This window comes from Brucella sp. JSBI001, assembly GCF_026014005.1.
Lineage (GTDB): Bacteria > Pseudomonadota > Alphaproteobacteria > Rhizobiales > Rhizobiaceae > Brucella > Brucella anthropi.
The window spans coordinates 695,675-722,647 of sequence record NZ_CP110339.1 but is presented as its reverse complement, the minus strand read 5'-3'; the positions used below and the strand labels follow the sequence as shown (position 1 = coordinate 722,647).

Sequence of the window (26,973 nt, the reverse complement as noted above, 5' to 3'; positions counted from 1 at the left end):
CTGTGTGTGGAAAAAGGGCAGTATTTCAGGTGCCAAGCGAGACACAAATATCCCTCTTCCGCTTCGCCAAAAACTGGTTTACGTTTACGTTTTCGTAAGCTTGACGGATGTTCGAGGAGGGCTTCTGTCTCAAACTTCAAAACGCATCACAGCGGTTTCATCGTTGCGACCGGCAAAGCCGGGACTGGCGGCGATTTGGGAGGAAAGAATGATCCGCACACTTATTCTTGGAATGACGCTTGCAGCCACTTTTGCCGCCCCTGCCCTTGCCGACGAAGGGATCGTCGGCACGTGGAAGCGCCCGAACGGCACGATCATCAGCTATGCGTCCTGCGGCGCCAACAAGTTCTGCGGTACGGTGCAGACCGGCGAGTACAAGGGCAAGTCCATCGGCACGATGTCAGGCACGGGCGGCAGCTACAAGGGGGAGGTCAACAAGCTCGACGAGGGCAAAACCTATACCGGCAAAGCCAGCGTCAAGGGCAACACGCTTTCACTTTCCGGCTGCGTGATGGGCGGCCTGATCTGCAAGAGCGAGAGCCTCACGCGCCAGTAATATTCAGTGGCATCCAGAATAAGAAAGGGCAGCCTCGAAGCTGCCCTTTCTTTTGATCGCTTATTCAGCGTGCCTTTTGGCCAAAGAGAATTTCCTGGGCTTCCTTGTCCGTCGCCAGATTGGATTTTTCTCGCTCTTCTTTCCCGACAAGCAGACCACGCTGAACCGCAGGGCGCGCATTCATTGTCTCATGCCAGCGCTTCAGATTCGGGAAATCATCCAGGTTCTGGTCGTAGTTCTTATGGGCATTGATCCAGCCGATCGAAGCCATGTCGGCAATTGAATATTCGCCTGCAATGTATTCCTTGCCTTCAAGCTGCGTGTTCAACACACCATAGAGACGGTTAACCTCGTTGGTATAGCGGTCGATGCCGTACTGAACCTTTTCCGGCGCATAGACACGGAAATGCCCGGCCTGCCCGGACATCGGGCCGAGGCCACCCATCTGCCACATCAGCCATTCGTCAACTGCGACGCGCTTGCGTTCGTCGGTCGGATAGAACTTACCGAACTTCCGCCCGAGATACTGCAGTATAGCTCCAGACTCGAACACCGAGATCGGCTGGCCGCCCGGCCCTTCCGGATCGATGATGGCGGGCATACGGTTGTTAGGAGCAATCTTCAAAAAGTCCGGCTGAAACTGATCGCCCTTGCCGATATTGACATACTTGACCTCGTAGGGAACGCCCAGCTCTTCCAGCATAATGCTGATCTTGAAGCCGTTCGGCGTCGGCCAATAATACAACTCGATGGGCTTGGTCTGTTCGGCCATGGGCTCTCTCCCGCTGATCCTGACGTTGAGCGGGACTTATGTTCCCGCATTCCAATGATGGAAAACATAAGTCCCTTTCCAGCAGGCACAAGAGCCACACACCGCAATAAACGGAACATCAATATTTTTGAACGCCGCATGAACGACCCTCTCAGGGAGGGTTCAGGCGCAATGGCTAAATTGATGAGGGAGAACAGAAATCATTACGGCTTTGGGGGCCAACCGGTATGCTTCGACGTTTAACAATTGTCTGCCTGATGATCGCTGGCTTTGCCGCTGTTGCCAGCATTTTCGCTGACCAGAGGTACAACCTCTACCGGGATCAACCGGTAATCGGACCTGTCGCCGCGTTCACCCAGAAGCCTGTCGGAGAGCGGCCATGAAAAAAACCCGGACCATCGCCGCAATCGCCCTTCGGGTTTTCTTTTTCACCGCCATTTTCACCGGTCCGGCAGCCACCTTCGCCTACACGCAGATTGGCCAGCATTCCCAGATGAGCGGCATCGGCCTCGTGCTTTATGTAAGCCTGCAACGCGTCGCATAAACTGGGTCATATACCAGTCATGGACTCTGCTATACTAGGCCATGACACAGCGAATCGAACATCCTTTTTTGACCGAGATCAAAACGCCTTCGACCGTTGATCCGGAGGTTTTCACCGATGCCGGTGCGGCGGTTGCCGCCCTGCAAAAGCTCTATGATCGCAACACGGCTTTCCTGCGCGATGCGTTCGAGAAGGTTGCCCGTGGCGAAATTCCACCGCAGCGTTACCGCGCTTATTATCCCGAGATCTGTCTATCCACATCCAGCTTCGCTCATGTGGATTCACGGCTGGCCTATGGCCATGTCTCGACGCCAGGTGATTATTCCGCAAACATCACGCGGCCCGACTTGTTCGATCATTATCTGAACGAGCAGATTCGCCTCCTGATGCGCAATCACGGTGTGACCGTGACCGTGAAGGAATCGTCGACGCCGATCCCGATCCATTTTGCCTTCAAGGAAGGCACCTATGTCGAGGCTTCCGTCGCCAACGCCTTCACGCATCCGCTGCGTGATCTGTTCGATGTACCCGATCTGGCGGCGACCGACGACAAGATCGTCAATGCCGATTTCGAGCCCGCCCCCGGCGAACCGATGCCGCTTGCACCATTCACTGCCCAGCGCGTCGATTATTCACTGCATCGGCTGGCGCACTACACGGCGACAAGCCCGGCGCATTTCCAGAACTTCGTGCTGTTCACAAACTACCAGTTTTATATGGACGAGTTCTGCGCCTATGCCCGCGAATTGATGGCAGAAGGCGGCGGCGGTTATGAACAGTTCGTTGAACCGGGCAATCTGATTACGCGCGCGGGCGAGACCGAACCAAGCAGTGGCAGCCCTCTGCCCCGCCTGCCGCAGATGCCAGCTTATCACCTGCAACGGGGCGACCATTCGGGCATCACGATGGTCAATATTGGCGTGGGACCGTCCAATGCCAAGACCATAACCGACCATATTGCAGTGCTTCGCCCTCACGCATGGCTTATGCTCGGTCATTGCGCTGGCCTTCGCAACAGCCAACAGCTTGGCGATTACGTTTTGGCACACGCCTATATGCGTGAGGACCATGTTCTCGATGACGATCTGCCCGTCTGGGTGCCATTGCCGGCACTTGCGGAAATTCAGGTTGCGCTGGAAGAAGCCGTCGAGGAAATCACCGGTCTGGAAGGTTATGATTTGAAACAGATCATGCGTACCGGTACGGTCGCGACCATTGATAATCGCAACTGGGAACTGCGCGACCAGCGCGGCCCGGTGCAGCGCCTTTCACAGGCGCGTGCTGTCGCACTTGATATGGAATCAGCCACAATTGCGGCCAATGGTTTCCGTTTCCGTGTGCCTTACGGCACCCTGCTCTGTGTTTCCGACAAGCCGCTGCACGGCGAACTGAAACTGCCGGGCATGGCGACCGAATTTTACAAGCGGCAGGTGGCACAGCATCTGCGCATCGGCATCCGCGCGATGGAAAAAATTGCGGCCATGCCGGATGAGCGGCTGCATTCCCGCAAGCTTCGCAGCTTCTACGAGACGGCTTTCCAGTGACGCTAGGGGAATAGGGTGGTAAGGCAGTAGAGCAATATGTTGGTTAGCAACAGATGATGCTCTTAACATACTGCCTTACTCCCCTAACGCCCTATTGCCTTCACCTCCATCATCGCGCCGTATTCGATAGCTAGAGGCATTTCATGTCGAAAAGCCGTGAAAACCTTTCATTCCTGTTGCTGCTGGCTGCTGTCGCGCTGTCGGTTCCGCTCGTGCTGGGATTTCTTGGAGCGGTGCACCCGGCTCTCGATTCCTTTTCGCATTTTCGAGCTCACCTGTCCGTCCTGCTGGCAGTGCTGACCATTCCCTTGCTTTTCACCAAGATGCGGCGTGAGGCGGCGATGCTGCTACTCTTTGCCGTCATGGCTCTAGGCACGACTGTTGGTGCTGCACGCGATTTCCTGAGCGGCTCCACGGGCGCCCATGCGCAGGAACAAGGCGGCGCACGCTACCGTCTCGTCCAGATCAATTTGCGCGAAGACAATCCCGAACCGAAACGCATTCTCCAGATGATCGCGCGGGAGAAGCCGGACGTCATCACCTATGAGGAGGCGAGCGACCAATGGACCAAGTGGCTCACCATTCTCCAGGGCTCCTATCCCTACCATCTCAATTGTGCTGACGATCCCAACACATGGGGCGTGGGCATCCTGTCGAAGCGGCCTTTCAGCGAAGATGCACAGACGGCCTGTGTCGGCGATGGTTTGCTCGCAATTGCGCCGATCAATTTCGGCGGAACGACCGTGCATGTCGCAGCACTGCACTTTTCATGGCCATGGCCGCGTTGGCAGCCTTATCAACTCCGCTACATCGAACCGGAACTGCAGAAGCTGAAAGGCCCTCTGGTTGTCGCCGGTGACTTCAATGCAGCGCCGTGGAGCAATGCCGTTCGCCGCGTCGAACGTGCCTCCGGCACCCGCCATATGACCGGTATTGGCGGCACGTGGATGACGCACCTACTGCCTGTTAAGCTCGCTCCTTACATCGGCCTGCCGATTGATCAGATACTCGTAAGCCCTGAAATCGGAGGGGCGAAGGTTTCGGCTCGCGAAGATGCTGGCTCCGATCATCTGCCGGTGCGGCTCGATTTTTCCGTTCCACCACCCGTTCGGCCAGATGAAGAAGAACCGGAAACCCAGTCCGTCATGCTGCAATAAAAAAGGCGGTCCCAGACCGCCTTTTTCTTTTACATGTTTACGTAAACAGGTCCCTCGCCGCCTTGTGGCGGCACCCAGTTGATATTCTGGTTCGGGTCCTTGATGTCGCAAGTCTTGCAGTGCACGCAGTTCTGCGCGTTGATGACAAACCGCACATCCTTTGCCTGCGGATCAGCTGCGGAGTTGCCGTCGGCATCCACCCATTCATAAACACCCGCAGGGCAGTAACGCGTCGACGGACCAGCGAAGACGTCGTGTTCGGAAGTCTGCTGCAATTTCATGTCGCGAACCTGAAGATGCACAGGCTCGTTCTCGTCATGGTTCGTGTTCGACAGGAACACCGACGACAGACGATCAAAGGTCAGAACGCCATCCGGCTTCGGATAATCGATCTTCGCGTGTTTTGCAGCCGGCTCAAGCGACTGCGCATCGGTCTTGCCATGCTTCAGCGTTCCAAAGATGGAGAAACCGAAAAGCTGGTTGGTCCACATATCGAGACCACCGAGCGCCACGCCGGCAATCGTGCCGAACTTCGACCACAGCGGCTTGACGTTGCGCACCCGCTTCAAATCCGTGCCGATCAGGCTTGAACGCCAATTGCTCTCGATCTCGACCGGCTCGTCATTGGCGCGGCCTGCGGCAATTGCCTCGGCGATCTTGTCGGCAGCGAGAATGCCAGAAAGAACCGCATTGTGGCTGCCCTTGATGCGCGGCACGTTGACCAGACCAGCCGAGCAGCCGATGAGCGCTCCACCGGGGAACGACAGCTTTGGCACCGACTGGAAGCCACCTTCGGTAATCGCACGTGCGCCATAGGAAAGACGCTTGCCACCCTCGAAGACGTCCTTGATGGCCGGATGCGTCTTGAAACGCTGGAACTCTTCAAACGGCGACAGGTACGGGTTCTTGTAGTTGAGATGCAACACGAAGCCGACCGCAACCATATTGTCTTCCAGATGATAAAGGAACGAGCCGCCGCCCGTCTTCATGTCGAGCGGCCAGCCGAAGGAGTGCTGGACCAAACCCGGCTTGTGCCTGGAAGGATCAACCTGCCATAGTTCCTTGAGGCCAATACCGTATTTCGCCGGTTCACGGCCTTCGTCGAGCTTGAACTTGGTGATCAGCTGCTTGGCAAGCGAACCGCGCGCGCCTTCGCCGACCAGCGTATATTTGCCGAGCAGCGCCATGCCGCGCGTGTAGTTCGGACCATGCGTTCCGTCGCGCTCGACGCCCATATCGCCAGTGGCGACACCGATGACCGCGCCCTCGTCATTGTAGAGCACTTCGGTTGCTGCAAAGCCCGGATAGATTTCTACGCCAAGTTCTTCGGCTTTGGTGCCGAGCCAGCGGCAGACATTGCCCAGAGACACAATGTAATTGCCATGATTGCTCATCAGAGGCGGCATCGCGAAATTCGGCAGGCGCACTGAACCTGCGGGCCCCAGCACGAGGAAATGATCGGCGGTAACCGGCGTCTTGAAAGGGTGCCCCTCTTCTTCGCGCCAGCCCGGCAGGAGCTGGTCGATACCCACCGGATCAACGACAGCGCCGGAAAGAATATGCGCGCCGACTTCCCCGCCCTTTTCGAGGACGACGACGGACAGCTCGGGATTCGCCTGCTTCAAACGGATTGCCGCAGCAAGGCCCGCAGGGCCTGCGCCGACGATCACAACGTCGAATTCCATGCTCTCGCGTTCGGGAAGCTCCTGGTTCGCATATTCTGGGGCTTCAGACATTCATCCCTCCGTCCGGTGTAACATCGTCTTCTCACTAAGGTAGCCCAGACGACGCATCCAATTGTTTTTGTGCATGATCTAATCGCGAATACCCATGAACCGACTGCCCGTCAGCACTGGCGGTACGAAAAGATCGCCGTTTCCCCGTATTCTGCCTTACCCTGTCGCAGAGTTGGAGACTGTCGCAAATGCGTCCAATTGTCCAAAACAGGCATCCTACGTCCTCAAATTGATTTACCTTAACGTAAACGTCAAATTCATTCCATTCAAGAAGCCGCGATGAAGATTTGTTTGTGATGGTAGAAGAAGCATGTCCTCATGTCATGTCAGGACCATGTTCGCACCTTGCCTGGCTATATGCGCATCAAACAGGGTATGAACTGTCACTAACAGGCCAAACGAACCCTAAATCCAAACCGGGCTCTTGCATTCACCTGCAAAATTCGCCACCTCAGAGGTGAGGTAGATAATGGCTGATAATCGCGAAACGCTGGATATTGAAGGTTTGCTCCGCTTCTATGCGGAGGCAGGCATTGACATGCCGCTTTCCGAAACGCCGATAGACCGGTTTGCAGAGCCTCAACGCCCTGCCTCTTCGCAGCCAACCGCGCAGATGCCGAATTCACCTGAGCGCGCCCGGCAGCAACAACCGCGCCCAGCGCCGGCACCCGCCCCCACCAGCAAGCCTGTGCAAGCCGCAGCCGACCTTCCCGATACGGCGCAGATTGCGCTCGCACGCGAAGCGGCGGCACAGGCTTCAACGCTGGAAGAATTGCGGGAGAAGCTTGCGGCATTCGACGGCTGCAACCTGAAATTCACGGCGAAGAACCTTTGTTTCGCCGATGGTGATCCGTCATCCGACATCATGTTCATCGGTGAAGCGCCCGGACGAGATGAGGATATGGAAGGATTGCCGTTTGTCGGAAAATCCGGACAGCTTCTCAATCGCATGATCGAATCCATCGGCCTGAAGCGAGAAAGCGTCTACATCGCCAACACTATCCCGTGGCGTCCGCCCGGCAACCGTACGCCGACACCGCTTGAGACGGAACTTTGTCGGCCATTCATCGAACGACAGATCGAGCTTGCCTCACCAAAAGTTCTGGTTGCACTGGGCGGTCCTGCGGGCAAGGCCCTCACCGGCGCGACGGAAGGCATCCTGCGCCTGCGCGGCAACTGGAAAATTCATCGTACGCCCAACGGCCTCGAAATTCCCGTCATGCCGACCCTGCATCCCGCATATCTTCTCAGGACACCGGCACAAAAGCGTTTTGCATGGCGCGATTTTCTGGCTGTGAAGCTGAAATTGGCCGAATTGATGAGTTGAAATCTTTTTAGTTCAGTGGCATCGGCAGGCGACGCAGGCGGCACTGTCACCAACATGCCGCAAACTTGTTCTATTTCGCCGCTTGCCAAACCGCCTTTCGGCGACAAGTAGCCCTAAATTCAGTTTCCCCATGGGATTTCACTGTGGAGTTTTTCATGGCTGGCCAGCTCCTGCCCATAGCCGCTTTGCTTGCAAGCACCTTTCTGATGCTGCTCGCCGGTGGCCTTGCGGGTATTCTTCTGCCCCTGCGGGGCGGCATGGAAGGCTGGTCGACCACGACCATCGGCTGGATGGGTACGAGCTATTCCCTCGCCTTCACGATCGGCTGCATTGTGGTGCCGCATCTGGTGCGGCGCGTTGGGCATGTGCGCGTCTTCTCTTCGCTTGCGACGTTGCTTTCGATGGCGCTGCTTTTCCACGCACTGGTCGTCAATCCTGTCGCATGGATGATCTTCCGTGGCGTTGCGGGCTTTTCGCTCGCAGGCAGCTACATGATTATTGAAAGCTGGCTGAACGAGCGCGTAACCAATGAATCGCGCGGTCGCATCTTTTCGATCTATATGATCATCACCATGCTCGGCCTGCTCTGCGGGCAGTACATCCTGCCGTTCGGCGATGCGGGAACGCAGACGCTCTTCATCATTTGTGCCATCATCTATGCAAGCGCACTGCTTCCAACCGCCCTTTCAAGCGCGCAGTCACCCAATCCGCTGACGCAGGTTTCGCTCGATTTGAAGGGACTTTATCGACGGTCACCTGCTGCGGCTGTTGGCTCGCTAATTGCAGGTATTGTTGCAGGTACCTGGAACTTCCTCGCCGCGATTTACGGTGAGATGAATGGCCTCTCCACCTTCGGCATCGCCACAATGCTTGCCTGCGCCATGATCGGTGGCGCTATCTTCCAGTACCCGCTCGGACGAGGATCGGACTTTGTCGATCGTCGCTATGTCATGGTGATCGCCGGTATCATCGGCTTTGCTTTGTCGATGGTGATGGTGCTGTTCCATCCTACCTCGCCCTATGCGCTTTACGCGATGATGTTTCTGTTCGGTTCGGTGATTTATCCGATCTACAGCCTCAACGTCGCTCACGCCAATGACTACGCAGATGCCAGCGAATTCGTGAAGGTCTCCGGCGGGTTGCTGATTATTTACGGCGTGGGCAGTGTCATCGGGCCTGCCCTTTCCGGCCCGTTGATGGATCTGATTGGCGCATCGGGCTTCTTCGTAACCATGGCCATCGCCTACGGCTTATACGGCCTGCATGCCTTTTGGCGCATCCGTCGCTTCGAGCGCCCGGCGATCAGCGACCAGAAGACCGAGTACAAATTCCATACGCCGGACGGCCAGTCCACGCCGGAGACCATGCAGCTCGATCCCCGTGCAGAAGGCACACCCGGTCAAAGCTGAATTCATTGCGTCTGCGGTGCGTTAACCTTGTGGGGCGCAATCGAAAGCTTGTGCTCGCGGTAAATGATGAAACCGCCTGCCGCCATGACGATGGCGCTACCGGCCAGCATTTCGAAGGTCGGAATATCGCCGAACAGCAGAAAGCCGATGGCTAGTCCCAGCAGCATCGACGTGTATTCGAATGGAGCAATCGTCGACATCGGCGCATGGCGATAGCACTCGGTCAGAAGAATCTGGCCGACGCCCCCGGCAAAACCAGCACCGACCAGCATGGCAAGCTGCGACCAGTTCGGCACGATCCAGCCAAAAGGAAAGCTCACCAAGGAGATGACGCTCGCGGATATGGAAAAGTAGATCACGATGGTCGAGGTGCGTTCCGTCTGCACGAGGCGACGTACAAGCATCATCGCCACCGCAGACAAGATAGCCGCACCAAGAGCGGCGAACGCACCCATGGCCTCGTCATGCCCCATGCTACCGCCGGAAAAAACCGTCAGCCGCGGCCAGATGATGACCATCACCCCACCAAGCCCGATGAGCACTGCGCTCCAGCGATAAAGCCGCACGACTTCATGCAGGATGACCGCGCCAAGAATGACGGTAATCAGTGGTGAAGCGTAGTTGATCGCGATTGCTTCGGGCAGCGGCAGCTTGGTGAGAGCGAAAAAGCTCATCGACATGGAACAGACACCCACCAGTCCGCGCCAGAAATGGCTGAAACCGTTCTGGGTGCGGAACACGCCAGAAAGCTGCCCGCGCCACCCCAGATAGAGCAATATAGCGAAGATTGCGAAGAACGACCGGAAGAAGATCAACTGTCCGACAGGCACGCCTTCAGCTGCTTTCAGCAAGGTGGACATGGCGACAAAAACAGCAACGGAAGCGATTTTGAGACCGATGCCGAGCATCGGGTTCGTTTCAATATGGGCAGCCTCGACAGGCGCGCTCGCATGAGCGTTCACAACGCAATTCCTTAAAACATGAAACGCAGGTTCGCCCAAAGTATTCGAGCGCCTGTTTTCTTATTCCTGTTTGTGACACAGCACCAGTAGCACAAGGTTCAAGCTGAAAATTATTTGGCAAAGCGCGTGTTGTTTGTTTTGTCGCATTATCCGAAGCATCGAAGCGGGAATGGAAATCAATCCAGTAAACTGATTTCCCCGCGCAGACGCTTCGCAGTTTTGCTGGAAATGCTCCGGCCACAAAAGGCCAGTTGGTTGTACTGGAATTGAGTTTCCCTTGGCGGCAATTTTAGGTACGAATCTAGCATCGTGAGTTCAATGAGAGTTCAGGGAGAGAGTTTCGCTATGCGTACTGAAACCGGCCAGACATTTCGTCTCGAAGATTACCGTCCGACCCCTTACGCCATACCCGAGACGAAACTGGACTTCTCCCTGGAACCGGAAAAAACCATCGTCCGTGCGACCCTCACGATTGAGCGTCGCGATGGCACTGCAGCTGGTACGCCATTGATTCTCGATGGTGACGAACTGAAACTCGTCAGCATCGCCATCGACGGCAAGCAACTCGCCGACAACAGCTATATCGCAACGCCCGATCAGCTCGAAATCAGCGACCTGCCGGAAGGCAAGCGCTTCACGCTTGAAGTCGTGACGGAAATCAATCCAACCACCAACCGCCAGCTATCCGGCCTCTATCGTTCAAGCGGAGTCTATTGCACGCAGTGCGAGGCAGAAGGCTTCCGCCGCATTACCTATTATTATGATCGCCCGGATGTTCTGTCAGTCTATACCGTGCGGGTTGACGCCAACGAACAAGCCGCTCCTATTCTTCTGTCCAACGGCAATCCGGTCGAGAGCGGGTCGGTCGAAGGCAAGCCGGACCGGCATTTCGCCATCTGGCATGATCCGCACCCAAAACCATCCTATCTCTTCGCGCTCGTTGCCGGATCGCTCGGCGTCGTGAAGGATCACTTCACCACGAAGTCAGGACAACCGGTCGATCTGGCGATCTATGTCGAGCATGGCAAGGAAGGCCGCGCACTCTACGCGATGGATGCATTGAAACGCTCCATGCGCTGGGATGAGGAGAAGTTTGGTCGCGAATATGATCTCGACGTCTTCAACATCGTTGCCGTTTCCGATTTCAACATGGGCGCCATGGAGAACAAGGGGCTTAACGTCTTCAACGACAAATATGTGCTGGCCGACCCTGAAACCGCTACCGACGTTGACTATGCGGGCATCGAGGCGGTGATTGCACATGAATACTTCCACAACTGGACCGGCAACCGCATCACCTGCCGCGACTGGTTCCAGCTCTGCCTCAAGGAAGGCCTGACAGTCTATCGCGATCACGAATTCTCCGCCGATGAGCGCTCGCGCCCGGTTAAGCGCATCGCCGAAGTGAAAATTCTCAAGGCGCAGCAATTCCCGGAAGATGCCGGACCACTCGCTCATCCCGTGCGCCCGCGCGAATATCGCGAGATCAACAATTTCTATACGGCGACCGTCTATGAAAAAGGTTCGGAAGTCGTGCGCATGATCCGCACGATCATTGGGCCTGAGCTGTTCCGCAAGGGTATGGACCTCTATTTCGAGCGCCATGACGGGGAAGCCGCAACTATCGAGGATTTCATCAAGGTCTTCGCCGATGTTTCCGGTCAGGACTTTTCACAGTTTGCGCTCTGGTACGATCAGGCCGGAACGCCGAAGGTGGAAGCTGCTTTCTCCTACGATGCTGCGAAGGAAACCTTCTCGATTGAACTGGCACAGTCGCTGGGGGCAACGCCCGGACAAACAGTCAAGAAGCCGATGCATATCCCGATAGCTTTCGGCCTTATCGGAACTGACGGCGAGGATATGGTTCCAACATCCGTCGAAGGTGGGGACGTGCGCGGCGACGTTATTCATCTGCATCGTCCGTCCGAAACGATCGTCTTTCATGGCATCAAGGAACGCCCTGTTCCGTCGCTGTTGCGCGGGTTCTCGGCTCCCGTAAACCTGTCGGCGCCCCTATCGGACGATGATCGTGCATTCCTGGCCCTGAACGACAGCGATCCGGTCGCCCGCTGGCAGGCATTGACCGGAATTTTCAACCAGGCTCTGCTTGAAGGCGCCAAGCGTATCCGCGGCGGTCATGCACCGGCAGTTGACGATAAAATCATCGAACTTGCCGGAAACGTTGCTTCCGACGAAACGCTTGATCCAGCCTTCCGCGCGCTCTGCCTCACGCTGCCGAGCGAAAGCGACATCGCGCGCGAAATGGGCAGCAATGTCGATCCCGATGCGATTCTCGCCAGCCGAAACCACTTCGTGGACGCCATTGCCGCCCGTTATGCTGGCGATTTCACCAAGCTCTACGATGCCCTGAAACAGGACGGCGCCTTCTCGCCAGATGCAGGCGCGGCAGGCAAACGTGCCTTGCGGAACGTGCTGCTCGATTATCTGAGCCGTCACGAGAAAAGCCAGAAACGGGCCACCAGCCAGTTCGCCAATGCGGATAATATGACCGACCGCTTCGCGGCCCTGGCCGTGCTGGTACACCGCTTTGGTGATACGAACGAGGCAAAGGACGCACTGGCAAGTTTCGAACGCCAGTTCGGCAAGGATGGTCTTGTGATGGACAAGTGGTTCAGCGTGCAGGCGAGCCGTCCCGGCGACGAAGCCTTGCAGGCCGTGCGCGATCTTACGAAACACGCCCTCTTCTCGCTCGACAATCCAAACCGCGTCCGCTCGGTGATTGGTTCGTTCTCGGCATCCAATCCAACCGGCTTCAACCGCAAGGATGGTGCGGCCTACGAGTTCTTTGCAGATACGATCCTGTCCATCGATCCGGAAAATCCACAGCTTGCCGCACGGCTTCTGACGGCGCTTCGCTCCTGGCGTTCGCTTGAAGATACCCGCCGCGAACATGCAAGGGCAGCGCTGGCGCGTATTTCGGGCGCGGGCAAACTGTCTACCGACCTGCGCGATATCGTGGACCGCACTCTCGCCTGATTCGCGACCTATCCTGATCGTTGTGATGATTTGCTCGTTCTGGATGCTTTACCGGCAATCGGAACGAGCCTTTTCATGCTGATGAACGCAGAGGCAGTGGACGGTCAGCTTTCATGAGTCTTTTCATGCCTTTAGGCGAATCAGATGCAATATCGATTCCACTTAAGAGCTTGAGATTCATGAATAAATCGGCTGATAAAACCCCGATTTTTACGCCTCGTTAACGAATTCGCTGGACAGCGCGAATCACTTTTGATTCATTGATGACATTCGGAGGTGGCGTATTCCGAATCACTTCACTCGCAGGGAATTCACGAGGGACCATTATATGGCGAGCACCGACGCGTATGGCGCGCCGGCGGGGACGCATTGCGAATCCGGTCGGAAAAGAAGGAAAGGCAAGCTCTCGGGCCATGTCAGTCTTCTTGCTGGTCCGGCCTATGGCAAGTTCATCTCAATCGAGCCTATCCTGCGACGCCTCGTTCCGGCGCTCATCATTATCTTTCTGATTATTCTCGGCGTAGCGCGCGTCTTTTCGATGCTGGCGTGGCGGGAAGATATCGAGCAGCAGCATAAGGCATTTCTGTCGGCTGCAACCGCCAATCTTGCACAGATGATCGAACGTGTTGCCAACGGCACCGACGCGGGCGCACAGATCGCCGCGAAGGATATTCAGGACACAATGGCGGAGTTTCGCTCGCGTGGGCTGTCCTCGTCCGGCATGACGCTTGCCGTCATCGACCCGCAATCCTCCGTGGTCGCAATATCCGGCCCGATATCCGATCTGTCCGGCAAGCCGGTCGATACGATCCTTACCGAAGCGCAGCCGTTATTCCTGTTTGCAGAACGTGCAGGCGTGCTGAAAGTCATGCTGCAAGGTGAACCGGCTTTCGGCGCCTTGTCCAAGCCGATGACCCTGCCCTATTCCGTTATCGCCGTCGAACCGGAAAGCACGATCTTTGCGGAATGGCGCCGGGCAGTGTCGCTCAATGTGACACTCTTCGCAGGCACGACCGGCGTGATGTTCGCCATCCTTTACGCCTATTTCAGCCAAGCGGCGCGAGCTCGCGAGGCCGACGATCTTTCCGGCCAGATCCAGCGCCGTATCGATCTGGCACTGGGGCGCGGTCGCTGCGGCCTGTGGGATTGGGACATGGCACGCGGTCGCATTTACTGGTCGCGCTCCATGTATGAGATGCTGGGCTACGAAGCGCAGGATGCAGTGCTGCCTTTCGGCGATGTGGCTGCAATCATCAACACGGAAGATGGCGACCTCTATTCCATCGCCGAACAGGCCGCCGCGGGCGATATCTCGCACGTTGACCGCGTCTTCCGCATGCGCCATGCCGATGGTTCATGGGTGTGGATGCGCGTTCGCGCCGAAATCGCCAGCGAAGGCGATCTTCATCTGGTCGGCATTGCTTTCGATGTCAGCGAACAGCACCGCTTTGCGCAGCAGACGGCCGAAGCCGACATGCGCATCCGCGAAGCCATCGAGAACATTTCTGAGGCCTTCATCCTGTGGGATTCCAACAATCGCCTCGTCATGGCGAATTCCAAGTTCAGTGAATATGCTGGCCTTCCCGTCTGGACGCTGAAACCCGGCGTGCCGCGCAACGAGGTCGATGCCCATACGCGCCCGTTCACCTTCGAGCGCCGCATGGCCAATGAACACAATCGCGCCGGTGGCCAGACCTTCGAACGTCAGCTCAGCGACGGACGCTGGCTTCAGGTCAATGAACGCCGCACGCAAGATGGCGGGCTTGTTTCCATCGGCACCGACATTACCCAGCTCAAGCTGCATCAGGAACGTCTGGTCGACAGCGAACGCCGCCTGATGGCGACTATTCACGACCTGTCGATTGCGCGCAAAGGCGAACGGGACCGCGTGCGTGAGCTGTCCGAACTTGCCCGCAAATACGGTCAGGAAAAGGAACGCGCCGAGGCTGCGAACCGTGCCAAGTCAGAATTCCTCGCCAATATGTCCCATGAGCTGCGTACGCCGCTCAACGCGATCATCGGTTTCTCGGAAATGATTCAGGCAGGCACATTCGGTCCGCTCGGTTCCGACCGCTATGAGGAGTATATCAACGACATCCATACGAGCGGCAACTTCCTGCTCAACGTCATCAATGATATTCTCGACATGTCGAAGATCGAGGCCGGCCATTTCTCGCTGGACCGTGAGCAGATCGATCTCTGCCCGCTCATCAATGAAACAGTACGTATGATTTCGCTGCAGGCGGATGAGAAGAATATTGCGGTCAATACGCGCATTGAAGAAGCAATGCAGCTCTATGCCGACCGGCGCGCGATCAAGCAGGTGCTGATCAACCTTCTCTCCAATGCGGTGAAGTTCACATCCTATGGCGGACAGATCACGGTGCGGGCACGCAAGACCGGCTCGGCTCTTTTCATGACGATTCAGGATACCGGCGTCGGCATCCCGAAATCGGCAATCAAGAAGATCGGCCAGCCCTTCGAGCAGGTGGAAAACCAGTTCACCAAGACCCATACCGGTTCCGGTCTCGGACTTGCCATCACCCGTTCACTGGCTGAGCTTCACGGCGGCTGGCTTCGCATTCGCTCGACCGAAGGCGTTGGCACCGTGGTTTCGGTCTGCATCCCTGATCGCAAGCGCGGTCACGTTGGACATGGTGCGGAAATCCACGCGGCCTGATTAGAGCGGTTCCAGTTAAAACGGAGTAGCCGGAACTGCTCTAAGTTTTTGCTTCGTCGCATTATCCCACGCACTGAAGCGGGAACAGAAATCAGTCCAGTGAACTGATTTTCTCGCGCAGACGCTTCGCACTTTTGCTGGAACTGCTCTAAATATTCAAAAGCTTCTCGAAACTTGTCCGCACTTCAACGGCGACTTCCGCCAGGTGATGCTCGACACGTTTTATATCGGGCATGTCAGCCGCACGGCATAGCAGGTCGATCATGCCAGGTATGAATTCTTCACGCTTGGCATCGCCTCCAAGACACAGACGGATCGTCTGGCTCAGATTGGTATAAAGGCGATGGGCGCCGACAAGATTATCGGCAAGCGCCGGATCAGCAAAGGACGGGTCGAGGGCTGACAGGATTTCCTCAGTACCCAAGGGACGTGGCTTCCGGTCGAGCTTGTTGGCCAGCACGGCAAACTGAGCGATGAATTCCAGATCGACAATGCCGCCGGGCTTCAACTTGAAATCCCAATCATCGGCAGGTGGCTTTTCCTGATAGATGAGGTCGCGCATCTCGCGCACATCCTTGGCAATCTTCTTCACATCGCGAGGGGCGACAAGAACCTCGTCAATCTCGCTTCTGATGTGATCCATAAAGGCCTCGTCGCCATGGATCGGGCGCGCGCGTGTCAGGGCCATATGTTCCCATGTCCATGCTTCGCTGCGCTGATATTTGCCAAAGGATTCGATATGGGTCGCAACCGGCCCCTTGTTGCCGGAAGGGCGCAGCCGCATATCGACTTCGTAGAGCACGCCTTCCGCCGTTGGCGCGGAAAGTGCCGCAATGAGCCGCTGGGTCAGGCGGATATAATATTGCGAGGGAGCCAGTGGCTTCTCGCCATCGGATTCGTCCGTCTCCTTGTCGTGATCGTAAAGCAGGATCAGATCCACATCGGAGCCAGCTGTGAGTTCACGACTGCCGAGCTTGCCCATAGCCAGGAGAGCCACCTTGGCGCCCTTCACCTTGCCGTGGCGTCGCTCCAGTTCGGCTTCGACAACCTCGAATGCCCTACCGATCATCAGTTCAGCCAGATCGGAAAATGCGCGACCAGCGCGCACGCCATCAATGGCGCTCGTCAGCAAGCGGATACCGATCAGGAAGCGATGCTCGGCAGCGAAGATGCGCAGCCGGTCCAGCACTTCCTCATAATCGGTCGCAGGTCCCAGAAACACGCGAAGGCGTTCTTCCAGATAGGCGCGTGTCGGCATTTCCGAGAAAATCGCCGGATCAAGCAAACCGTCAAAAACATGCGGGTTACGGGTGATGATTTCGGCAAGCCGAGGTGCAGCGCTCATGATCATCACGAGGAGGTTCAGGAGACGGGGATTGGATTGCAACAGGCTGAACAGCTGGATGCCCGCGGGCAAGCCCTTTAGAAAACCATCGAAACGCAAGAGTGCTTCATCCGCACGCTTGGTTTCGGCAAAGGCTTTGAGTAGAGCGGGCGTAAGCTCGGTCAGACGCTCGCGCGCTTCTGCCGATTGTGTGGCACGATAACGCCCGAAGTGCCACGTGCGGATCACGCGACATATATCGCTCGGGCGTTCATAGCCCATGGATGCGAGCGTCTCCAGCGTGCCCGGATCATCCACATCGCCGGTAAAGACCAGATTGCCGGATGAGCTTCCAAGTTCGGGAGCCTGCTCGAACAGGGCCGCATAGTGCTTTTCAACGACCTTGAGCGCATCGAGAAAAACATCGGAAAAGGCCGCCGGATCAGCATAACCCATCATATGGGCGACACGCGCAAAGCCTTCATCGTCTTCCGGCAGAATATGCGTCTGCTCATCGGCAATCATCTGGATGCGATGCTCGACGTCACGAAGAAAATAATATTCCTTTGCCAAGGCATCGCGCGCCTTCTCGGTGATCCAGCCCCGCTCCGCCAGTCGTGCGAGCATCGGCACCGTCTGGTTGCCGCGCAATTCGGGAAATCGTCCGCCAGCGATGAGCTGCTGCGTCTGAACGAAGAATTCGATTTCGCGGATGCCGCCGCGTCCGAGCTTCACATTATGCCCGCGCACGGCAATATCGCCGTGGCCCTTGTGGGCGTGAATCTGGCGCTTGATCGAGTGCACGTCTGCAATGGCTGCATAGTCGAGATACTTGCGCCAGACATAGGGGGAGAGCTCCGCCAGCACCTGCTTTCCGGATTCGCGGTCCCCCGCAACGGGCCGGGCCTTGATCATGGCTGCGCGTTCCCAGTTCTGGCCGCGCCCTTCGTAATAATGAAGTGCTGCACCGACAGGAATGGCCAGCGGCGTGGAACCGGGGTCGGGACGCAGGCGAAGATCGACCCGGAAGACATAGCCATCGCCGGTACGGTCCTGCAGGATGCGGACAAGGCGGCGCGTCAGCCGTGAAAAAGTTTCGACGCATTCATACGGATCACCGATAGCCGGTCTGGTTTCATCGATGAAGACGATCAGATCAATATCGGACGAGTAATTGAGTTCCCGCGCGCCGAACTTGCCCATGCCGAGAACAATCCAGCCACTGTCCTTGTCGGGCTGGTTTCGGTCAGGAAGTTTGATCTTGCCCGCACTATCAGCGTCAAGCAGCAGAAACCGGATGGCAGCGCCAGTGCAGGCCTCGGCCAGATCGGTGAGCCAGCCTGTCGTTGCTTCCGTATTGAAAATGTCAGCGAGATCACAAAGTGCGATCAGGACATGCGCCTCGCGTTTCAAAACGCGCAGGCTGGTCATGAGGGAGGCTTCCATCACGTCCGCGCTTGCAGCACTGGCGGAGATTTCCGCCAGAATATCTTGTAGTGCAGCCTCCGGCGCTTTGGCGACGATGCGATCAAGAATACGCGGATGACGGGTCAGCGCTTCGCGAATGAATGGAGAAAGATCGAGAACGGCGGAGAAAAAACTTTCAGCTTCTGCCTTTTTTAACAAGGCTACGACACCTGTAAGTCCCTCTTCTCCGGCGCGCACCGCAAGGTCGGCCAGAAAGGTTTCCGCCCTTGGGGGATCAAGCGGCGTCAAAGCACGAATCTCTCTCTCGAAGAATAGTGCCGTTGCGTTTTCTGCCGCCATGATCCCCTCTTAAGTCACGCCATTATTCGACCTTGTCCGATGGCAACGGGAACTCCAGCACGGCGCGCAGGCCCGGATCATTGCCTTCAAGACGAAGTGCGCCACCGTGCAATTTCATCACAGCCTTGGCAAGACTTAAACCGAGTCCCGAGCCGGGCTGTGTGCGGCTTTCCTCAAGACGGACAAAACGTTCCGTTGCCTGTTCGCGTTTTTCTTCAGGAATACCGGGACCGTTATCGGCAACGATGATGCGGACCCAGTTCGGATCACGTTCCATCGAAAGATTCACGGTCGCGGTCCGCTCATCGCCACCGGCATATTTAATTGCATTGTCCACGAGATTGGAAATCGTCTGCCCGACCAGTTCGCGATTGATATGAAGCGCAACTTCATCGAGATCGCCAAGTGTCAGGTTCACGCCCACGTCCTCGGCAACGGGCTCATACATTTCGGCCACGTCGCGAAGGATCGGCGCTACCGGCATATTCTCCAGACTTTCGGACGAATAACCTGCTTCAAGACGCGAAATCATCAGGATCGCGTTGAAGGTCCGGATCAGTTGATCCGACTCGCCAATGATATCTTCAAGCGCTTCACGATATTCAGGCCCCGCCTTCTTGCCGGAAAGAGCTTCTTCCGCGCGGTTACGCAGACGCGTCAGCGGCGTTTTAAGATCATGTGCGATATTATCGGAGACCTGTTTCAGCCCCTCGTTCAGTTCCAGAATTTTGCCGAGCATGACATTGAGATTGCTTGACAGACGATCGAACTCGTCACCAGAACCATTGACCGGAAGCCTCCCTGTCAAATCGCCATCCATAATGCGCTGCGACGCCCGCGAAACCTCATCAATGCGCTTCAATGCACGGCGCCCGACTACCAGCCAGATCAAGAGCGCGCCAACACCCATGATGCCCAGCGCCAGCATCAGCGACTGGCGAATAACATCGCGGAACCGTTCTGGTTCACCCAGATCGCGACCGACCAGAAGCCGCATGCCGTTCGGCAAGGCAATCACGACTGCAATGGCGCGATGTTCCGTTTCCGTGCCCTGCTCGCCATAGCGCCGATATTTGAACCCGCGCTCGATAACGCCATCGGTGTCCAGAACACCGGGTTCTACGCTTTCAACATTGCCTGCAAGGATGCGGCCTGTCGGGTCGGCCACCAGATAGAGGTAAGCACCTGGCTGGCGTGAACGATAGTCGATTGTGCGCACGAGCTGCGGGATGCCGCCTCGCGCATAGCTTTTGCCGATGCTGCCGACTTCTTCGCCCAGCGACTGCTGGGTCTGCGCTGCCAGCATGGAGGCCGATAAATTGGTCATGTAGAAAACCAACGCTATCGCACCCACGATGAAGAGCAGCAGATAGAGCGTTGATAGTCGAACAGCGGTTGTGCGCATGAGCGCTGAGAAGCGGCTCATCAATCCACCTTGGCAGCTGCAGATTGTTTCGCTCGCCCTGCCTTCAACATGTAACCGGCGCCACGCACAGTATGAAGCAGCGGACCGTCAAAGCCCTTCTCGATTTTCGAACGCAGCCGCGAGATATGCACGTCGATCACATTGGTCTGCGGATCGAAGTGATAATCCCAGACGTTTTCAAGCAACATCGTGCGCGTGACGACCTGTCCGGCATGGCGCATCAGATATTCGAGAAGACGAAACTCGCGGGGCTGAAGCGTGATATCTACATCCTGACGGCGCGCAGTATGCGCAAGCCGGTCAAGCTCCAGATCACCGACGCGGTAGATCGTGTCCGCCTCACGCGGGCTGGAACGACGCTGCAGGACCTCGACGCGAGCCAACAGTTCGGAAAATGCATAGGGTTTGGTCAGGTAGTCGTCACCACCGGCGCGCAAGCCCGTGACGCGGTCATCCACTTCGCCGAGCGCGGAAAGGATCAGGACCGGGGTTTCCATACCCCTGGCGCGCAGACCAGCCACGACGGACAAGCCATCGCGCTTTGGCAGCATACGGTCGACTACGAGGACATCGTAGCTTCCATTCTCGGCCAGCGTATAGCCGGTTTCGCCGTCTCCGGCGATATCGGCGGAATGTCCGGCCTCGGTGAAGGCCTTCTCCAGATAGCGGGCCGCTTCGCGGTCATCTTCAATAACGAGAATCTTCATGGCGCTACTTATAATACCGTTTGATGATAAGGCGATGCCAGGCGGAGAACCGCCTGGCATCGAATTGCTCAGAGCCTTAAGGGGCTGCCGGTCATCATCCCTGATCGATCGGCAGGGCCACAAAGCGGCTCTGATCGTTGCTCTGCAATTGCAGCAGCACTGCCTTGCGACCCGACTTGGCGGCTTCGCTGATGGCGTTGTTGATATCCTTGGCGCTCTTCACCGTCTGGTTATTGACGCTCATGATGATATCGCCGGAACGGATACCGCGATCGGAGGCATCGCTGTCGGGATCGACATCGGTTACCACTACGCCGTTACCGTCTTCGGACGGGGTCACGGTCAGGCCATAGGAGTCGAGGGTCTCGTTCTGACCACCGCCATTGTCGCCCAAGGCGCTGGCCGCCTTGCCGAGATCGCCCGGCATCGCTTCAATGGTGATATCGACTTCCTCGGCCTTGTTCTTGCGCCAGACGGTGAGTGCCGCCTTTTCGCCAGGAACAATGCCAGCAACCTTGCGCGCCAGATCGCGCGGATCCTGCACGGTTTCGCCGTTGACAGCCGTGATCACATCACCGGACTGGATGCCCGCCTTGGCAGCAGGACCGTCCTTCTGCGGCGACGCAACGATTGCACCCTTCTCTTCGGCAAGGCCGAGCGAAGCAGCAATATCCTTCGTCACCGGCTGAATCTGAACACCGATCCAGCCACGTTCCACCGAGCCCTTCTTGATGAGCTGGTCAACAACCTGCTTCGCGGTCGAGGCCGGGATTGCGAAGGCAATGCCCACGCTGCCGCCCGAAGGCGAGAAGATGGCGGTGTTGATGCCGATCACTTGACCAGACAGGTTGAAGGCCGGACCACCGGAATTACCCTTGTTCACAGCCGCGTCGATCTGGATGAAGTCATCGTAAGGACCGGCGCCGATATCACGGCCACGAGCCGATACAATACCCGACGTCACCGTGCCGCCAAGGCCGAACGGGTTGCCGACAGCCACGACCCAGTCACCGACGCGAATCTTGTTGTCATCGCCAAATGCAACATAGGTGAACTTCTGCTTCGGATCGTTGACCTTCAGCACGGCCAGATCTGTGCGCGGATCGGTGCCGATCAGCTTCGCGTCAAGTTCCGTGCCGTCATCCATGACAACGCTATATGCATCGCCATCGGAAACGACGTGATTGTTGGTTACGACATAGCCGTCTTCGGAAATGAAGAAGCCGGAACCCTGAGCGACCGGACGTTCATGACCGGGGCGCGGGCCACGCTTGCCGGGGCCGCGGCGATCCGGGCGAGCGTCGGGACGTGCATCGCCACGCGGGTCCATGCCGAAATCACGGAAGAAGCGCTTAAGCGGATGATCGTCCGGAAGCTGATCAAATCCTGGAGGGCCCGAGAACTGGCCACTGCCACCGCGATCAGCAGTTTGCTGCACGTCCTTCTTTACACGAACGCTGACGACAGCCGGACGAACCTTCTCAACAAGATCGGCAAAACCCGCAGCCTGCGGTGGTGGCGTTACCTGCACGGCTTCCGCGCGGGCGTCATTGAGCGCACCGAGCGGGCCGGTCGCGACAAAACCACCGGCGAGAACAGCCGATAGTGCAATCGCGGCAACGCCTTTGCGATAGTTGGAAATCCTGGCTCTGGACATTTATTTCTCCTTACGAGCAGCAATCCGGCCGTCCCTGATCCTTCAGGAAACGTGGACCTGTGAAACCTTTATAGAGCGTAAGATAGTCAGGGCTACCTTACCGCTCCGTTTCCACAACATGAAAGTTTCGTAAGGTTACGAATAACAACCGCAGGCGACCAGCGCTTATTTTCCGTCCAGCAGACGCGCGAGTTCCGCCTTTTCGCTTTCGGTGAGCGGTTTAGGCGCTTCGTCTGCCTGTTTGCGTCCGCGAAAGGCAACAACCAGCGCGACCGCACCGATCAGAAGCACGGCGACAGGAAAGCCCCACAGAAGCACTGTGCGCGCATTGAGACGCGGCTTCAGGAGCACGAATTCGCCGTAACGGTCGACGATGAAATCCATGACCTGTTCGTCGCTATCGCCTTCTTTCAGCCGGTCACGGACGAGAACGCGAAGATCGCGGGCAAGCTCGGCATTGGAATCGTCGATGGATTCGTTCTGGCAGACCATGCAGCGCAGTTCGCCGGAAATGGTTCGGGCGCGCTTTTCAAGCGCCGGATCGGACAGGACTTCATCCGGATTAACTGCGAACGCCGCCGTCCCTTGAATAGCCAGAGCAGCACCGAGCAGGAGCGCCGCAAATGCCGAGCGCTTTCTCATGCTGTGGCCTCCGCTTCTTTCGACGCGGACTTGCGACTGCGCGAAGGTGCGCCAACCCGCAGGCGACGATCTGCAAGGGAAAACAGCGCACCCACCATCATCACGAGAGCGCCATACCAGATGAGTGTCACGTCAGGCTTCCACCAGATGCGAACGACGGCTGATCCATCGCCCGGTTCATCGCCAAGCGCGACATAGACCTGACTGAACCACAGGGTTTTGATGCCCGATTCAGTTGTTGGCATCTGGCGTGCTGGGAAAAAGCGCTTGGACGGCTCAATCTGCCCGAGACTGCGCGAGCTGGAATCGAGCAGCGTGAAAGTGCCCCGGTTTTCGGTGAAATTCGAACCGGTCAGCGGGCGCAGGCCGTCGAAGCGAAGTGTGTAATTCTGCACCTTGGCCGTGTCGCCCGGACGCATGATCAACACATTCTCAGTGCCAAACGTGGTCACGCTCACAATGCCGAGCAGCGTTACGCCAAGCCCGATATGGGCGAGCGCCGTGCCAAAGACCGAACGTGGCAAACCCTTGAAGCGCGCAACTGCCTTGCCAGCGGATACCTTGCCGATGCCAGACTTGAGAACAAGATCCGTCAGGCTGCCGAAAATCAGCCATACGGCAAGCCCGATACCGCAGGCAGCGAGAACCGATTTCGCCGATGTGCTCCACAGAACGATCGCCGCAGCCAGAAGCGAGAGCGCGAAAGCTGTCATCAGCCGCTGCGACACGCCGTAAAGATCACCGCGTTTCCAGGCGAGCAGCGGGCCGAAGGGAACCGCAAAAAGAAGCGGGATCATCAGCGGACCGAACGTCATGTTGAAGAACGGTGCGCCGACGGAAATCTTGTCGCCGGTCATCACTTCCAGCAGCAGCGGGTAGAGCGTACCGATCAGCACAGTTGCGGCAGCGGTCGTCAGAAACAGATTGTTGAAGACGAGCGCGCCTTCGCGCGAAATCGGGTGGAAAATGCCGCCTGCCGTCAGGCTCTGCACGCGAAATGCGAAAAGCGACAGCGATCCGCCAATGAAAATTGCAAGGATCGCCAGAATGAAAAGACCGCGCCCCGGATCGGTGGCGAAGCTGTGAACCGAGGTCAGAACACCGGAGCGGACAAGGAATGTACCAAGCAGCGACAGCGAGAAAGTGAGGATCGCAAGCAGCACGGTCCAGATTTTCAGCGCCGAGCGTTTTTCCATCACGAGAGCCGAATGAAGCAATGCGGTGCCGACCAGCCACGGCATGAACGAAGCGTTTTCGACCGGGTCCCAGAACCACCAGCCGCCCCAGCCAAGCTCGTAATAGGCCCAGTAAGAACCCATGGCGATGCCACCAGTCAGGAACATCCAGGCCACGAGGGCCCACGGACGTACCCAGCGCGCCCATGCAGCATCGAGACGCCCCTCGAGCAGTGCCGCTACGGCAAAGGAAAAGCATACCGAAAAACCGACATAGCCGAGATAGAGCAGCGGCGGATGGATCGCGAGACCGATATCCTGAAGGATCGGATTGAGATCGCCGCCCTCCATCGGAGCCGGAAAAATGCGGGTGAACGGGTTCGAGGTGAACACAATGAATGCCAGAAATGCGACACCGATCCAGCCCTGCACGGCAAGGACATTGGCGCGCAATGTTTCAGGCAGATTGCCAGAAAATGCAGCGACCAGCGCACTGAAAAAGGTGAGAATGAACACCCACAGCAGCATTGAGCCTTCGTGATTGCCCCAGACGCCCGTGATTTTGTAGAGGAGCGGCTTTTGCGAATGCGAGTTCTCAACCACGTTCAGGACCGAGAAATCCGACACGACATAGGCATGGACAAGCACCGCCGATGCAAGGCAGATCAACGCGAAGACTGCAATTGCCGTCGGCGCCGCGACTGACATGAGCTGCGTATCCCGGCGATGCGCACCAACCACCGGCACGATCGATTGGACAATCGACAGGGCCAGTGCCAGAACCAGAGCGAAATGGCCGATCTCGACACTCATCTGCAGTCTCCATCAAGCATTTCGTATCGGACCACCGGTCCGATACGAAATGCCCTAGTTTTTATTTGCCTTCCCAGACGCCCTTTTCCTTCAGGCTGTCGGCAAGGTCCTTGGGAACGTAATTCTCATCGTGCTTCGCCAGCACATTATCGGCGCGGAACACGCCATCGTCTCCGAAGCGCCCTTCGGCGACAACGCCCTGCCCTTCGCGGAAGAGATCAGGCGGAATACCCTCGAACACGACCTTCACGGTCTTGATCGTATCGGTCACTGTAAAGCGCAGCTCGCTGCCCTCGCGGCTGACGGACCCTTCCTCGACGAGGCCACCGAGACGGAACCGCGAGCCGGAGGCCATATCCTGTTCCGTCAGGTCGGCAGGTGTACGGAAGAAGCGAATGTCCTGACTAAAGGCCATCAGCATCAATCCAACCGCTACGGCCAGAACCGCCAGTGCGCCGCCGATCAGGAACAGGCGCTTGCGCTTTCTTTGGCTGACGGTTCGGGCAAAATTACCCGCCGGTTTGGCACCACGTGCGTTGTCTTCTGCGGTCGCGCTCATTTTTGTGCGTTCCCTGTCTCCAGTCCAAGACCGGCTGCGAAACTCTGCAAGTTCGTCCGGCTTTCGCCCTGAAGGGCTGTCATGCCGCGATTGAGAGCGTCCAGCGCTGCATCGCGACGGTTGAGGATCATATAGGAGCGCACGAGACGCTTCCAGCCTTCGACATCCCCACTATTCTGGCGAAGACTTTCATCAAGACGTTGAACCATGCCTTCGATCATCGCCTGCCGGTCCTCCGGGCTGAGCGACGAAGCGGCATCGACATCATCCGCTGTCGGCCCTTTCGGCTGCTGTTCACCGTTGGAAGCAGGGTTACGAAGCCGGGCGATAGCCTGTTCGATCTGACCGCGCCACGGCGCATCGGCCGGCGCCTTGTCGAGGAACGCCTGCAGGCGATTGGCGGCTATATCCATACGACCGTCCTGCATCTCGCCCTGTGCGAGGTAGAACTGCGGGCGAACATCATTCGGTTCGAGATCGGCAGCTTTCTTGAAAAAGCCTTCAGCCTCGGCGGTCACGGTGCCGCCCGAAGCGGTTGCCAGTGCTTCACCCAATCCCAAAACGCGTGGGAAATTCTCACCGGCGATGCGAATGGAGCTGCGATAGGCATTGACGGCATCAGCGGCGCGACCAAGCCGCAGATAGATCGGCGCCAGCACGTCCCATCCACGCACATCGCCCGGATTTTGCGCCAGATGCGCTTCGGCACGCGCTACCAGTTCATCGACAGAGCCGCGATCCGCACTGGCCGAAAGCCGTTCGGCGAGCGGCATGGAAGGCATGTCAGGTTTGCCGAAAAGCGGATAGATGCCCCAGGCGATCAGCGGCACTGCAAGCACGGCGATGAAAGCCAGCATCCGGCCCGGCACTGCCTTGCCCGCGGCTTCCGCAGCTTCCTTGCCGGACTTTTCAGCATTCAAAATGCGACGCGAGATTTCGATGCGTGCCTGTTCGGCGCTCTGCGGGTCGATCATGCCGCGTGCAGCGTCGGCTTCGACCTCGCGCAACTGATCCCGATAGACCTCAAGATCGTTCTTTTCAGCGGGCAAGAATGCCTGCTTGCGCCGCGTGAGAGGCAACAAAACAGCCAGAGTGGCTGCCAATGTCAGTAATGCTGCAATAAGCCAGAATCCCATGGCTACGACTTAAGCGCAGCCAAGGGAAAAACCAACTATTACCTGCAGTAAGTTGCTACCTAGGGCAATTCGCCGCAAAGGTA

The 26,973-nt window shown here is 57.4% G+C and carries 19 protein-coding genes; 8 read left to right on the top strand and 11 right to left on the bottom strand.

Features of this window, described 5'->3' with window-relative positions:
* The first annotated feature begins 208 nt into the window (after positions 1 to 208).
* Positions 209 to 556, top strand: a complete 348-nt coding sequence (locus LJ361_RS03370; RefSeq protein ID WP_010661613.1) for a DUF2147 domain-containing protein — start codon at positions 209 to 211, stop codon at positions 554 to 556.
* A gap of 64 nt (positions 557 to 620) precedes the next feature.
* Here LJ361_RS03370 and LJ361_RS03365 read toward each other — a convergent pair whose 3' ends face one another.
* Positions 621 to 1,328 carry a glutathione binding-like protein gene (locus tag LJ361_RS03365; RefSeq protein WP_191192401.1) on the bottom strand — a complete coding sequence of 236 codons (708 nt, stop codon included), beginning with the start codon at positions 1,326 to 1,328 and terminating at the stop codon, positions 621 to 623.
* A gap of 379 nt (positions 1,329 to 1,707) precedes the next feature.
* On the opposite strand from LJ361_RS03365, the gene LJ361_RS03360 reads away from it, so the two are divergent.
* From LJ361_RS03360 to LJ361_RS03350, 3 genes are all read left to right on the top strand, one after another.
* Entirely contained in the window at positions 1,708 to 1,872 is a 165-nt protein-coding gene (locus LJ361_RS03360; protein WP_162998228.1) for a hypothetical protein, read from the top strand.
* 41 nt (positions 1,873 to 1,913) lie between these two features.
* The gene (locus tag LJ361_RS03355; RefSeq protein ID WP_012092430.1) at positions 1,914 to 3,416 is read left to right on the top strand and encodes an AMP nucleosidase; all 1,503 of its coding nucleotides are present in this window, start codon (positions 1,914 to 1,916) and stop codon (positions 3,414 to 3,416) included.
* Positions 3,417 to 3,559: 143 nt separating this feature from the next.
* Positions 3,560 to 4,573 (top strand): endonuclease/exonuclease/phosphatase family protein, encoded by a 1,014-nt coding sequence (locus tag LJ361_RS03350; protein ID WP_122241952.1) that lies wholly within the window; start codon positions 3,560 to 3,562, stop codon positions 4,571 to 4,573.
* 29 nt (positions 4,574 to 4,602) lie between these two features.
* Here LJ361_RS03350 and LJ361_RS03345 read toward each other — a convergent pair whose 3' ends face one another.
* Entirely contained in the window at positions 4,603 to 6,309 is a 1,707-nt protein-coding gene (locus LJ361_RS03345; protein ID WP_036585810.1) for an electron transfer flavoprotein-ubiquinone oxidoreductase, read from the bottom strand.
* 469 nt (positions 6,310 to 6,778) lie between these two features.
* On the opposite strand from LJ361_RS03345, the gene LJ361_RS03340 reads away from it, so the two are divergent.
* Positions 6,779 to 7,636 carry a uracil-DNA glycosylase gene (locus tag LJ361_RS03340; RefSeq protein ID WP_029925289.1) on the top strand — a complete coding sequence of 286 codons (858 nt, stop codon included), beginning with the start codon at positions 6,779 to 6,781 and terminating at the stop codon, positions 7,634 to 7,636.
* 155 nt (positions 7,637 to 7,791) lie between these two features.
* Positions 7,792 to 9,045: an MFS transporter gene (locus tag LJ361_RS03335; protein ID WP_036585812.1), complete on the top strand. Its 1,254-nt coding sequence runs from the start codon at positions 7,792 to 7,794 to the stop codon at positions 9,043 to 9,045.
* Positions 9,046 to 9,047: 2 nt separating this feature from the next.
* On the opposite strand, the gene LJ361_RS03330 is transcribed toward LJ361_RS03335, so the two are convergent.
* Entirely contained in the window at positions 9,048 to 9,953 is a 906-nt protein-coding gene (locus LJ361_RS03330) for a DMT family transporter (RefSeq protein ID WP_208398230.1), read from the bottom strand.
* 399 nt (positions 9,954 to 10,352) lie between these two features.
* On the opposite strand from LJ361_RS03330, the gene pepN reads away from it, so the two are divergent.
* Positions 10,353 to 13,004, top strand: a complete 2,652-nt coding sequence (gene pepN / locus LJ361_RS03325; protein WP_036585816.1) for an aminopeptidase N — start codon at positions 10,353 to 10,355, stop codon at positions 13,002 to 13,004.
* A gap of 328 nt (positions 13,005 to 13,332) precedes the next feature.
* The gene (locus LJ361_RS03320) at positions 13,333 to 15,684 is read left to right on the top strand and encodes a PAS domain-containing sensor histidine kinase (protein WP_036585818.1); all 2,352 of its coding nucleotides are present in this window, start codon (positions 13,333 to 13,335) and stop codon (positions 15,682 to 15,684) included.
* Between the two features lie 148 nt (positions 15,685 to 15,832).
* Here LJ361_RS03320 and LJ361_RS03315 read toward each other — a convergent pair whose 3' ends face one another.
* The 8 genes from LJ361_RS03315 to ccmI form a co-directional block, all read right to left on the bottom strand.
* Positions 15,833 to 18,775 carry a bifunctional [glutamine synthetase] adenylyltransferase/[glutamine synthetase]-adenylyl-L-tyrosine phosphorylase gene (locus tag LJ361_RS03315; protein WP_191192400.1) on the bottom strand — a complete coding sequence of 981 codons (2,943 nt, stop codon included), beginning with the start codon at positions 18,773 to 18,775 and terminating at the stop codon, positions 15,833 to 15,835.
* Positions 18,776 to 18,797: 22 nt separating this feature from the next.
* Positions 18,798 to 20,204 (bottom strand): sensor histidine kinase, encoded by a 1,407-nt coding sequence (locus tag LJ361_RS03310; RefSeq protein WP_264812700.1) that lies wholly within the window; start codon positions 20,202 to 20,204, stop codon positions 18,798 to 18,800.
* Positions 20,201 to 20,908 carry a response regulator transcription factor gene (locus tag LJ361_RS03305; RefSeq protein ID WP_010661601.1) on the bottom strand — a complete coding sequence of 236 codons (708 nt, stop codon included), beginning with the start codon at positions 20,906 to 20,908 and terminating at the stop codon, positions 20,201 to 20,203. The genes LJ361_RS03310 and LJ361_RS03305 overlap by 4 nt, the downstream gene beginning before the upstream one ends.
* A 94-nt stretch (positions 20,909 to 21,002) precedes the next feature.
* Positions 21,003 to 22,565: a Do family serine endopeptidase gene (locus LJ361_RS03300; RefSeq protein WP_029925303.1), complete on the bottom strand. Its 1,563-nt coding sequence runs from the start codon at positions 22,563 to 22,565 to the stop codon at positions 21,003 to 21,005.
* Positions 22,566 to 22,730: 165 nt separating this feature from the next.
* Positions 22,731 to 23,207, bottom strand: coding sequence for a cytochrome c-type biogenesis protein (locus tag LJ361_RS03295; protein ID WP_264812699.1), 477 nt, complete (start codon positions 23,205 to 23,207; stop codon positions 22,731 to 22,733).
* Positions 23,204 to 25,195: a heme lyase CcmF/NrfE family subunit gene (locus tag LJ361_RS03290; RefSeq protein WP_010661598.1), complete on the bottom strand. Its 1,992-nt coding sequence runs from the start codon at positions 25,193 to 25,195 to the stop codon at positions 23,204 to 23,206. Before LJ361_RS03290 ends, LJ361_RS03295 begins: the two co-directional genes overlap by 4 nt.
* 61 nt (positions 25,196 to 25,256) lie before the next feature.
* Entirely contained in the window at positions 25,257 to 25,754 is a 498-nt protein-coding gene (gene ccmE / locus LJ361_RS03285) for a cytochrome c maturation protein CcmE (RefSeq protein WP_010661597.1), read from the bottom strand.
* Positions 25,751 to 26,890, bottom strand: coding sequence for a c-type cytochrome biogenesis protein CcmI (ccmI, locus tag LJ361_RS03280; RefSeq protein WP_043062632.1), 1,140 nt, complete (start codon positions 26,888 to 26,890; stop codon positions 25,751 to 25,753). The genes ccmE and ccmI overlap by 4 nt, the downstream gene beginning before the upstream one ends.
* Positions 26,891 to 26,973: the final 83 nt, after the last annotated feature.

What these genes read in the sequence shown, in the direction of transcription:
- LJ361_RS03320 (WP_036585818.1), top strand. Translation starts at nt 13,333, where the DNA reads ATGGCGAGCACCGACGCGTATGGCGCGCCGGCGGGGACGCATTGCGAA.
- ccmI (WP_043062632.1), bottom strand. Translation starts at nt 26,890, where the DNA reads ATGGGATTCTGGCTTATTGCAGCATTACTGACATTGGCAGCCACTCTG.
- LJ361_RS03355 (WP_012092430.1), top strand. Translation starts at nt 1,914, where the DNA reads ATGACACAGCGAATCGAACATCCTTTTTTGACCGAGATCAAAACGCCT.
- LJ361_RS03345 (WP_036585810.1), bottom strand. Translation starts at nt 6,309, where the DNA reads ATGTCTGAAGCCCCAGAATATGCGAACCAGGAGCTTCCCGAACGCGAG.
- LJ361_RS03300 (WP_029925303.1), bottom strand. Translation starts at nt 22,565, where the DNA reads ATGTCCAGAGCCAGGATTTCCAACTATCGCAAAGGCGTTGCCGCGATT.
- LJ361_RS03370 (WP_010661613.1), top strand. Translation starts at nt 209, where the DNA reads ATGATCCGCACACTTATTCTTGGAATGACGCTTGCAGCCACTTTTGCC.
- ccmE (WP_010661597.1), bottom strand. Translation starts at nt 25,754, where the DNA reads ATGAGCGCGACCGCAGAAGACAACGCACGTGGTGCCAAACCGGCGGGT.
- LJ361_RS03290 (WP_010661598.1), bottom strand. Translation starts at nt 25,195, where the DNA reads ATGAGTGTCGAGATCGGCCATTTCGCTCTGGTTCTGGCACTGGCCCTG.
- LJ361_RS03350 (WP_122241952.1), top strand. Translation starts at nt 3,560, where the DNA reads ATGTCGAAAAGCCGTGAAAACCTTTCATTCCTGTTGCTGCTGGCTGCT.
- LJ361_RS03340 (WP_029925289.1), top strand. Translation starts at nt 6,779, where the DNA reads ATGGCTGATAATCGCGAAACGCTGGATATTGAAGGTTTGCTCCGCTTC.
- LJ361_RS03365 (WP_191192401.1), bottom strand. Translation starts at nt 1,328, where the DNA reads ATGGCCGAACAGACCAAGCCCATCGAGTTGTATTATTGGCCGACGCCG.
- LJ361_RS03305 (WP_010661601.1), bottom strand. Translation starts at nt 20,908, where the DNA reads ATGAAGATTCTCGTTATTGAAGATGACCGCGAAGCGGCCCGCTATCTG.
- LJ361_RS03360 (WP_162998228.1), top strand. Translation starts at nt 1,708, where the DNA reads ATGAAAAAAACCCGGACCATCGCCGCAATCGCCCTTCGGGTTTTCTTT.
- pepN (WP_036585816.1), top strand. Translation starts at nt 10,353, where the DNA reads ATGCGTACTGAAACCGGCCAGACATTTCGTCTCGAAGATTACCGTCCG.
- LJ361_RS03330 (WP_208398230.1), bottom strand. Translation starts at nt 9,953, where the DNA reads ATGCTCGGCATCGGTCTCAAAATCGCTTCCGTTGCTGTTTTTGTCGCC.
- LJ361_RS03315 (WP_191192400.1), bottom strand. Translation starts at nt 18,775, where the DNA reads ATGGCGGCAGAAAACGCAACGGCACTATTCTTCGAGAGAGAGATTCGT.
- LJ361_RS03335 (WP_036585812.1), top strand. Translation starts at nt 7,792, where the DNA reads ATGGCTGGCCAGCTCCTGCCCATAGCCGCTTTGCTTGCAAGCACCTTT.
- LJ361_RS03295 (WP_264812699.1), bottom strand. Translation starts at nt 23,207, where the DNA reads ATGAGAAAGCGCTCGGCATTTGCGGCGCTCCTGCTCGGTGCTGCTCTG.